The sequence below is a fragment of the Rhodococcus sp. ARC_M6 genome, from assembly GCF_022810305.1.
In the GTDB taxonomy this organism is placed as follows: domain Bacteria; phylum Actinomycetota; class Actinomycetes; order Mycobacteriales; family Mycobacteriaceae; genus Rhodococcus_F.
In genome coordinates this window covers 17430-27065 of record NZ_JALGQH010000049.1, presented here as the reverse complement: position 1 = coordinate 27065, position 9636 = coordinate 17430, and the positions used below count along the sequence as shown (strand labels likewise).

At 61.9% G+C, this 9636-nt stretch carries 9 protein-coding genes; 3 read left to right on the top strand and 6 right to left on the bottom strand.

The window, feature by feature from the left end; genetic code table 11:
- Positions 1–97: 97 nt before the first annotated feature.
- Positions 98–490, top strand: a complete 393-nt coding sequence (locus MTX36_RS28465; RefSeq protein WP_243623015.1) for a DUF6278 family protein — start codon at positions 98–100, stop codon at positions 488–490.
- A 69-nt stretch (positions 491–559) separates the two neighbouring features.
- Complete coding sequence (locus MTX36_RS28460) at positions 560–1183, top strand: DUF6461 domain-containing protein (RefSeq protein ID WP_243623014.1); 624 nt, start codon at positions 560–562, stop codon at positions 1181–1183.
- A 597-nt stretch (positions 1184–1780) separates the two neighbouring features.
- On the opposite strand, the gene istB is transcribed toward MTX36_RS28460, so the two are convergent.
- The 6 genes from istB to MTX36_RS30070 form a co-directional block, all read right to left on the bottom strand.
- Complete coding sequence (istB, locus tag MTX36_RS28455) at positions 1781–2587, bottom strand: IS21-like element helper ATPase IstB (RefSeq protein WP_243623013.1); 807 nt, start codon at positions 2585–2587, stop codon at positions 1781–1783.
- Positions 2584–3831 (bottom strand): IS21 family transposase, encoded by a 1248-nt coding sequence (istA, locus tag MTX36_RS28450; RefSeq protein ID WP_243623012.1) that lies wholly within the window; start codon positions 3829–3831, stop codon positions 2584–2586. Before istA ends, istB begins: the two co-directional genes overlap by 4 nt.
- Positions 3832–4117: 286 nt before the next feature.
- The gene (locus MTX36_RS28445) at positions 4118–5251 is read right to left on the bottom strand and encodes a hypothetical protein (protein ID WP_308198264.1); all 1134 of its coding nucleotides are present in this window, start codon (positions 5249–5251) and stop codon (positions 4118–4120) included.
- Positions 5252–5603: 352 nt separating this feature from the next.
- Positions 5604–8165 carry a S8 family peptidase gene (locus MTX36_RS28440; RefSeq protein ID WP_374230572.1) on the bottom strand — a complete coding sequence of 854 codons (2562 nt, stop codon included), beginning with the start codon at positions 8163–8165 and terminating at the stop codon, positions 5604–5606.
- On the bottom strand, positions 8158–9126 hold the full coding sequence (locus tag MTX36_RS28435; RefSeq protein ID WP_243623011.1) for an AAA family ATPase: 969 nt from the start codon (positions 9124–9126) through the stop codon (positions 8158–8160). The genes MTX36_RS28440 and MTX36_RS28435 overlap by 8 nt, the downstream gene beginning before the upstream one ends.
- 183 nt (positions 9127–9309) lie before the next feature.
- A complete protein-coding gene (locus MTX36_RS30070; protein WP_279395114.1) occupies positions 9310–9444 on the bottom strand; it encodes a hypothetical protein in 135 nt (44 codons plus the stop codon).
- A 2-nt stretch (positions 9445–9446) separates the two neighbouring features.
- Here MTX36_RS30070 and MTX36_RS30065 point away from each other — a divergent pair, with 2 nt between their 5' ends.
- Positions 9447–9581 carry a hypothetical protein gene (locus MTX36_RS30065; protein ID WP_279395113.1) on the top strand — a complete coding sequence of 45 codons (135 nt, stop codon included), beginning with the start codon at positions 9447–9449 and terminating at the stop codon, positions 9579–9581.
- The last annotated feature ends 55 nt before the right edge of the window (positions 9582–9636 follow it).

Below are 9636 nucleotides of genomic sequence, written 5' to 3'. Positions count from 1 at the left end.
GGAGGGATGGAAGCACTTCGGGTTCTCAAGCGTCGACTTTCCGATGTCGTCTTCCGTGCCATGGTCGTAGACCAGTCACTGGCGGTCATCGACGCAGTTGCTTGACAGAGGAGCTAGGGACAGTCCCGGCGAGATCGATTCCGACTCAGCCCTGCTGCAACCTGAGGACCTGTCACAGTGGCTGGCCGACCGAGGTGAGCCCTTCGGCAACTCGCGTGAGGCGTTGGTGGCCGTCGAACGCCGACTCGACGAAGCACTGGACGATGAAGAGCTGGGCCACATGTTGGGCGGCGAGGTTGCACTGTTGTTGGGGCAGGTACTGGTCGCGAACGTCGACGGAGCGCGCTGGGTGGTGTGGCCGAATGGACACCCCGTTGTTGGTGTCGGGCGAACAGATCTCGATGTCACCGAGATCGCAGATGCTTACATCTACCGGCAAGGAGAGCCTCCCAGTGCGGTCGTCGACCGATACTGCTCCGCCGGCAGGTGAGGGGCATTTCGGACGTAGATACGTAAGGTTTGTCGACCTGTCCAACCGCTTTCGCGATAGCGTGCCGACATGAATGATGTACCGAAAGGGCCTGAGTCAGGCAGGAAGACGTACCGAGACTTCGAATGGGTGGCCCGCGACTACCCGTGGGTCATGAACGGGCTTTTCGTGACGTATGTGAAGGACTCAGATCCTGCAACCGTGATCGAAGCAATGACCGTGGAGATCTTGGGGGCGGAGAGCGGCCTGACCGGCGTCAACGAGCGCGGATGGGAGGAATTCGCCATCATCGGGGCTGCCTCCGTGGATGACTGGACGATTGCGATCGCGCCTTCCTCGATCGCAGGTGTATCCGATGAGTTGATGCGCCCACTCTCCCTCGGGCGCGAGGTGGTGACCCACTATCGCGACGTCAACGGCGGGTCGGGGTTCTATGTATGGGAGGACGGGGAACGCACGGCGTACTTCGATCCGCTGTTGCGTTGCGGCTTCGGGCTGGACCCAATGCCCGCGCAGTGGGTGCCCCGACTCGCAGAAGTCGGTGTCAATCCCGATGGCGAGGAGCCCATGACGGAGGACAGTGGCTTCCCGGTGATCGAGGCGTCGTTGGCGCTGGCGGCGAACTACACCGGTGCGCGGATTACGCCCGAGTTCTTGTCGAGCGCAACCTTCATTGTGGGCAGCGCCGACTGATACAGCCCGTGAGATACCGGAGTCGCAACGATCGGTGAAATTCGCAGAACCCTAGGAACTAGCTTTGTGGGCGCGCATGAAGTGACCTGTTGTGTGCAACGGTGACGCCCAGGGTGGGGACCACGATGGCTAGCACGGCGAGGACTGCACAGAGAATCGGTCCAAGTAGCGGCCGATCGGACCAAAGTTCTTGTGCCAGTATCAATGCACCAAATATTGAAATACCCGCACCGACTCCTCGAAGTGCGGACACACGCACAGGTGGTCTGACGGGGTACTGCCCAGTGACAATCGGTAGTCGACGCCCGACATTGAGAGTCGACAACCGCGCCGCGTACAGCAGGTTCAAACCTGCGGCGATAACCAATAAGCCGACACCAAGCACTATCACCCCTGGACCATACCGAAGGCGTACGTGGGAGGGTCCGGTTCAACGAATCGCCGAATGACTTCGAGCCTCTCGTGCGGGAGTAGTCTCTCACCGAACCGCAGTGAGGGAACGGACGCCTCGGCCGATTCGTCATCCACTGTCAACGGCATCCGAATTTTGACCCCTTTCCGGCATCTGAAAATTGACCCCTGCATCCGGTTGCGCGATCAGGTCTCGGTGTTCTGACTGGTTATCGGACGGCCGAGATCACGACCCTTGAGGCGATAGCTGTCGCCCTTGAGCGAAATGACGTCTGCGTGATGGACGAGTCTGTCGATCATCGCCGCAGCCACGACCTCGTCGCCGAATACCTCACCCCATCTGCCGAACGGTTTGTTCGACGTGATGATCAAACTGGCTCGTTCGTACCGGCTCGAGACCAACTGGAAGAACAAGTTCGCTGCCTCCGCTTCGAACGGGATGTAGCCGACCTCGTCGACGACAAGTAGCGGGTAGCGCCCGAGCTTGATCAATTCCGCTTCCAATCGTCCTGCATGGTGAGCATCGGCAAGGCGTGAAACCCACTGGGCTGCAGTAGAAAAAAGGACCCGATGTCCGCCCTGGCAGGCGCGGATGGCGAGCCCGATCGCCAGGTGCGTTTTCCCTGTGCCTGGCGGCCCGAGGAAGACGACATTGTCCTTTGCGGTGACGAAATCGAGGGTGCCCAGATGGGCTATGGCATCACGCTGCAGGCCGCGAGCGTGGTCGAAGTCGAACTCCTCCAACGATTTACGGGCAGGGAAATGGGCGGCGCGGATCCGGGATTCGCCGCCGTGGCTTTCTCGCGCGGAGACTTCCCGCTGCAGGCACGCGACCAGAAATTCTTCGTGGGTCCAATTCTCTTCTCGTGCTCGTTCGGTCAATCGTCCGGCGGCATCACGCAAGGTGGGTGCTTTGAGGGCGCGAGACAGGAAGTTCAACTCGGAGGTCAGGTCATGCTGGGGCTGCCGGGTTCCGGTGTTGTTGCTGGTCATAGTGCCTCCGTTCCGTCGTAGTCAGGGACGTCGAACATGGCGTCGTAGTCGCTCAGCGATCGAATCTGAACCTCCGGTTCAGCCGCCGGGCGAACCACTGTGATGCGGTTATGGCGCAGTGCGGCAGCAGCTTTCACGTGGTCGGAATCTGAGATTGTCTGATGTTTCGCCCAGGCCCGAGCATGATCGGCGACGCATTGTCCCGCGCACCACACTCGCACCCGGGCCAGATCTGCGGTGACCTCGATGCGCCGTCCGATCACCGATGGATGCACCGAGTAGTCGTTTGAATCGAGTCGGATGTAGTGATCGCGAGCCAGCCTGGTCGAGTACTGCCATCCGGTGACCGGTGGCACGGGTGGCAACTCGAGCATTCGGGCGCGGTCGGCATCGATGCGATCGGCCGGGGCGCAGCCGAGGGCCCGTTTGCGACGGCCGTTCGCGACCGCCAACCACGTCGACAGTTGCCGGTTGAAATCGTCGGGTCCTGTGAACGAGCGGCCGGGTAGAAACGAGGTCTTCAGATAGTCGTGATTGCGTTCGATGATGCCCTTCGCTTCGGGATCGGCCGGCTTACAGACGAGCACTTTCGCACCGAGGGTGCCGCGAAATCCCTGGCAGTCCTGCGTTAGTTCCACCTTGCGGTGCCGCCATCGGCCGATGGCACCTTCCCCGTCCCAGACGAGCACCCGAGGCACTGCGCCGAGCCCGGCGATCAGATGCCACCAACCGGCGAACAGGTCTTCGGCGCCGCGGGTGGGAATCAACAAGGCAGAAAACCAGCGCGAATATCCGCAGGTCATCGTCAAGACCGGCAGTTTCGTCGCGGTCCGAACATGGCCGTGATCGACCGGCAAAGTGATCGGAGGGAACCAGAAATCGCACTGAGCGATCTCGCCGGGAAGATACGTGGTTCGTGAGGCCGGATCCGGTGGCAGATAGGCAGGTCGGAGTTCGGCGACCCTGGTGCTCAGGGTGCGGATTGAGCGGTCCCAGCCGATCCGTTCGGCGATCACCGTTGCGGGCATCGTCGGGAACTCGTGGAGCAACTCCCGGATCCGTGGTTCGACGACGTCGGCGATCGAACCAGATTTGGCGCGTTGATATTTCGGTGGTCCGTCGGCGGCTAACGCCGAGCGGACCGTGTTGCGGGAAACTCCCATCAAGCGAGCGATTGCCTTGATCGGCAGCCTTTCGCTTCGATGCAGACGCCGGATTTCGGCCCAATCTTCCACAGACAGCATCCCTTCGTCCCTCCTGGCTCGACTAAAGCCAGGATCGGCGGTCAGGGGTCAATATTGAAGTGCCGTACCTTGATCAGTTTTCACCTGCCGTCGACATCCACACCGGCGTGCGCGGCCCTCATATGTGTTGCCGCTGACGTGGAAATTTGAGACGAGCGCCTGCGACCACACACGCGTCGAGACCTGATCCGCGCTCGTTCTCGAAATACATAGTTAGAGGGAAGCTCGCCTTCTGTCTAATTTCACGCAGCTGTCGGTGCTCCGCTCGCAAGACCGGCAGCTGTCCTCATTGTTGCGTTTCTTCGACCCAGGCGGGCTGCTCTTGGTTTTCGTGGAGCACCCAGGTACGGGATTCGTCGCCGATGCGGTCGGGATCGGCGAGCCAGCATGTTACGTCGGGCGCCCACCCGGCGATGACGCTCGCCGTCTCGTCCTCGACTCCGATCGCGGTTCCCGCTGCGGCCAGGTATCCCACAACGGTGAGATGCACTCCCGCATAGTTTTCGGCGACGAGCTGCCAGTTGGGGATGACCCATCGCCCTGATCGTCCGGTGGTCCGGTACCAGTCGTGTCGCTTCTCCGCGGTGACCTCGAGGGGGAACCGTCTGCAGAGTTCCGCCCACGCCGGTGCGCCGTCGATCTCGTATATACGAGCGCCGACGGGTGTGCCGATTTGTCGCACGGTGATGCGTTTCCAGCCCATGCTGTCTTCGACGAACCACAATTCTGCCGGGGTGCCGTCGAACAGTGTCCGTGTCGAACACCGAACAGACGGATTCGACCACCAGTAACCGGACCAGTTCGCCGTGGGATCGGTTGGTCGGTCAGCGGCTCGCGCTTCTGCTGCGAGGGTGTCCTCGTGCCACGCGCTCAGTAGTTCTGCAGCCGCCGGCTCGAAGGTATCGGGACTGTCGTCGTCCCGGCTCACTATCGACCATTGGTCGGTCTCGGCGAGGGCGGACGTCCACCACTGGGCGTGTGGGGATCGTGCGATGTGCTCGGCGACTCGTCGAAGCTCACGCCGTACCGGCTCGGTTGCGGCGAGGACGTCTTCACCGTCGGGGTCCTGCCAGTAGCGCGCCGTGTCCGTGGCGGCGGCGAGAGCCGTACGGAGCGAAACCTCGGTGACCTCGGGAAGCGGCACCTCGGACAGGCGGTGCGCCACCTCGTCGGCAGTGACAACGGCACGTAGAGGCTCTTCAGGAGGCTCTTGCGCGCCGGACTCGTACGCGCGTGCGTACGTCACGCTTGAGTCTCGCTCAGGGTCGAGGTGATGCGACGCCCGGACAATCGCGGAACGGAACGAGTCGTCATGCCGCTCGGGTCGCCGGATCCGTTCGGCATGCATCGCGTAGTCGAGCAGCAGCCGGCGCCCGCGTGGGCCGGCCAACAATGCATCCGCTGTACTCGTTGCGCTCACTGCCTCAAGCTCCTCGATTTCCGTCATGATTGTGTCTACCAGTGTGTCGACTTTTCGGTGCTGTGCACTGTTTCCGTGTGACTGTCCACCTTGAGACGGCGCCGCAACGTGTTCCGCTCATCGAATGACATAAGACAAGGCATCCCGCGCCGGTAACCGTTGACCTACGACGAAATCCAAGCGCTCTTCGACGGCACCGACGGCCGCGCCGACGACATCCGCACCCGGAACTTGTTCGCACTAGCCCCAGCCAGAGGTTCACTCGATCCGAGCCCCCCAAAAAAATGAACCTCGCGCACCAAAACCGGATCGACCGGCGCTTCTCCAACGAAACCGAACTTCGACGAGCGGCTTATGTCGTTGTTATCTCCGTGGGAACCGAGACCCGCAACTGATTGGCGATTGGCGTGTAGAGGTCGATGTCTTGCTCGTCGCTCCGCAGTGAAAGCAACATCGCATAGCGCACAGGAAAGTTCATGCGGTCAGCACGACGGTTGTTCTTCCACCATCCTCCGACCGGGTAGACCGCGACCGAGTTGCATCGTGCGAGTTCCGCCCCGGTACCGTGCCACTCGTCCTGATGGAGCGATCCGAAGTTGCGCTGGTTGGGACCGATCAGCCAGCGATCTGTCGTGGTTCCGGTGCGGGGCGAACCATCTTCTTCGCCGGACTCTGCATCGCGATTGATGCGCGCGATGAACTCCTGCTGAGTCTCGACGGGCCCTTGGAGATCGAACCGCAAGGCATGGGAGGGGTATGCGTACCGTTGGCGCCATCCTCGGCGAGATGCGGATGGTTCGATGAAGTACGACAGGCTGATTCGCAGCCGAACACTCGCCGCACCGAGCTGCTCAAGCACGTCGGACGGCCACGGCAAATTGTGTAGCCGAAACCGCCGCATCCGAAAATCGTCACCTTCGAAGGGAAGGAACTGATCCTGCGTGACCAGAGTGACTGCCTGACGCGAAGAGTTCAGCACTGCCTCCTCGGTGGGCACGCCCCACCCGTAGCGGCGCAGGAGTTGGAGGCGGTCCGTCTTGCGCTGGTCTTGGCGGACCTCAGCTTCCATAGATGGGGTCCATTCGGCAGCGTGGGTGAGCAGTCCGCGGATGGTTTCCGGCCAGTAGTCCGGGTAGCGGGAGACCGCTACCGCCGCCAGACGGGCGGCTTGGGCCGTAGCGGCGCTGGTGGCGTTCGCGGAGGCTAATGCGAGATCGTTCGCTGTGCCTGTAGTACGCAGCGACAACATCGGGTGCTTGTCTTCGAAGGTTCCTGCTCCGTCCGTGAGGACGTTGCCACCCTCCATGCAGATGTCCGGCTTGATCGGCCAGTTCCGCTGGTTGAACATCACCGACGTGCGACTGTGTGGAGAGAGCCCTCCGAGCTCCGCCATCGGATTCCAACCCCGGTACTGCGGGTCCTCAGGTGTTCCGGCCAAATCAGTGTGCGCGCCGACAGTGAGCGCGTTCCATGCCTGAGCGGGGTCTTCGACTGCCGACGTGTCGGACTCGGTGCGGTGGTCGAGTTGGTAGCTGTCGACATTACCGGCCGCCACCAGGAAGAGCCGTGAGGAGTCCTGGTCAGGTGCCGACAGCAACTGCAACTGGTCACCGTCGCGGGCGGTGTCGGTTCCGACGGCAAGCGCGTCCACCGCCGCCGACCATAGCGTCGGCTCTCCCGGTTTGTCCGGGCTCGTGCTGAGGGTCAGGCAGAAAACCCGTTGCCGCGGTGAGGTGATCTCGGGCAGGGCCACGGCTTCGACAGTGGCCGTGCCGTAGTCGCGCGGGTTCGTCGCGGCCTCGGACTTCGAAGGCATCATCCGGACCGATTCCAACCGATGGCTGAGCTGCACTGCCGCAGTGGAGGTGAGGTGCTCGTCGAGACGGCCGTAGAGCGCGAGACCGGCCATCGTGGTCCCGTGCCCCTCCACATCGGTTCCGGAGATACCGATGATGGTGTGCAAATCGGTCTCGGCCAGGGAATCCCGCAGGAGCACATGTGAGCGGTAGACGCCGGTGTCGAGATGGCAGACAGCAGGGGCGTGATCGGCAGCGGGCACGAGCCTTGTGGCGAGGTCGCGAACGTACTCGTCCTGTTCGGTGGCCGGAAGATCTTCGATGGTGTCGATGAACTCCGGTTTACGGATCTCGGCCAAAGGGACGCTCGTGGCCGGCAAGAGCTCGAGCTGCGACCAGGTCGCCTCGACCCACACGACGACCCTGTCTCGCAGGGCAATCGAGCGGGGCAACGACCGCAGCTCGTAAGTGGTGAGAAATCCGTTGAAGGTGTCAAGGTGTGGTTGGGTGGAATCGAGCCAGAGCTCCCACCAGTGACGACCACTGCGAGGCGGTTCGCCTTCGGATGTCCACAGATCTGCCAGCAACGCTTGACGAATCCGGGCGATGTTCGCCACCAGTGATTGGTTTGCCGGGTTTCCGTTCGGGGTCGTCCAGCGGTCCTCGGCAGCCGTAGTCGAGATCTTCGTGAGGTAGTCCTCGAAGATCTTGACGAACTGTGGCCGATACGTGTCGGCAATCCACACTGTGGCGCGCTCTGGTGCCACATCGGTTGTCTGGCGTACGGACAGCAGGAGCCATTGCGGACGCTTTGGCTCGTTCCGATGACGTGACAGCTTGCTAAGTCGGTCGAGTTCCAATGGATACGCGGCGTTCGCACCTTCGAGAACGACAACACTGCCGAGCGCGCGCAACTCCTCGGCGCTGACACTGACGTTTCGACGCTCGTTGTCACTGTCTGAGAATGCCTGAGCCAGGTCGCCTCGGAGTGCCAGACCATGAGCGCGGTGCTCGACGGGTCGGATCTTCGAGTTCCCCTGGCCTCCCCGGTGAAAACCCTCGTCAGCGGCATGCTCGACGACGTAAAGGTGGTCGAGGTGCCGTAGTTCGTCAGCCAACGCTCGCGGACCGTCGTGCGGTAAGCGCTGCGATGATGTCCTCGCGTGTCACTCGCGCATCGCCGCGCATGAGCACCTTTTTCGCGGCGGCCTCGGCAGCCTTGACCAGATCTGCGTGACTGAGACCGGCGGTGTACTGAGTGAGTTTCGCCAAGCTCAAACCGGTGGCAAGCGAACCGAGGCGTGCACGAACCACCGAGGTTGCCTGTCGGGCATCCGGAAGATCGTAGGTCAGGACCGCGTCGAACCGCCGGAACAGTGCACGGTCGAGGATGTCGCGATGGTTGGTCGCGGCGATCACAATCGACTCGGCGCTGGCCTGCTCAAGGAACACGAGGAAGGAATTCAGGATGCGCCGCGCTTCACCGACATCATTTCCCGAACGATCGGCACCGAGTGCATCGAACTCGTCGAAAAGGTAGACCCCACGCCGCTCGGCGACTGCATCGAAGACCAGCCGTAGTTTGCTCCCCGTCTCCCCCATGTACTTGCTCAACAGGCCATCCAACCTGACAGTGAACATCGGCAACGCGAGTTCGTGAGCCAGCACGGAAGCCGTCATGGTCTTACCCGTGCCGGGCGGGCCCTCCAGCAGAAGTCGGTGCACTGGTGCAAACCCATGTTCCAACAGATTCCGGCGTTGCCGCTGCTCGGCGATCACCTGCTCGATCTGTGCAGTGAGTTCGCCAGGCACGATCAGCTCCCGCAACTGGACCTGCGGATGAGAGACCTCCACCAGTTCGGCCAAATCACCTCGCGGCTGAGCAAGTTTGGTGACGTTGCTGCGCGGGGTTACCTGCCGTGAGTTGTCGACAGCTTTCTTGATGTCCGCGGCCAGGACATGGTGTCCGCGTTTTGCCTCACGCGCGGCAACTTGCAGAGCGACGGAGTAGAACACGGAGTCGTCACCGGAGGCATGGCTACGGACCATCGCCGTGATGTGCTCGCCAAGGCCAGCCATATCGCCTCCCTTCCCTCGTTACTACGTGTCGACTATCAAAATCAAAGAAGCCTGGTGAAGGCTGTCTGCCCACAATCCTCTCATCGTAGAGGCCCGCCCATTTCCGCTCCGGCTACCCCACCGTGAACATTTCAGATTACCGACAGGACCGGTCTCGTCCGAATCATCTACCTGGGCACCGACCTAGTACCGGCTAAACGCCACCGCTGCGAACATCACGGTTTCCGCGAACTCGACGCGGTCGACGATCCGGACGTTACCCACCACTGGGCTCACCGCGTCTGTTCTCGTGCCGGTGGTATCCCGATGAACGAACATCAATGCCTCCATCTGGACCGCCGGGGTTTCGCGGTGGCGTCGGGAATGATGTCGTATCGATGCCAGCAGCCGCCGCTGCCGAAACCACTACGATCAACCCCGCAGTGGTACTCGGTCTGCGCGACGACGTCGCCTGAGAAGACTTCGTATGCCGCATCCCGACCAAGTTCGACTGACCAAAGGGCACACCGG

Excerpts from the sequence above, each read along its gene's own strand:
- MTX36_RS28435 (WP_243623011.1), bottom strand. The coding sequence starts at position 9,126 with ATGGCTGGCCTTGGCGAGCACATCACGGCGATGGTCCGTAGCCATGCC.
- istB (WP_243623013.1), bottom strand. The coding sequence starts at position 2,587 with ATGACCAGCAACAACACCGGAACCCGGCAGCCCCAGCATGACCTGACC.
- istA (WP_243623012.1), bottom strand. The coding sequence starts at position 3,831 with ATGCTGTCTGTGGAAGATTGGGCCGAAATCCGGCGTCTGCATCGAAGC.
- MTX36_RS28460 (WP_243623014.1), top strand. The coding sequence starts at position 560 with ATGAATGATGTACCGAAAGGGCCTGAGTCAGGCAGGAAGACGTACCGA.
- MTX36_RS30065 (WP_279395113.1), top strand. The coding sequence starts at position 9,447 with ATGCCTCCATCTGGACCGCCGGGGTTTCGCGGTGGCGTCGGGAATGAT.
- MTX36_RS30070 (WP_279395114.1), bottom strand. The coding sequence starts at position 9,444 with ATGTTCGTTCATCGGGATACCACCGGCACGAGAACAGACGCGGTGAGC.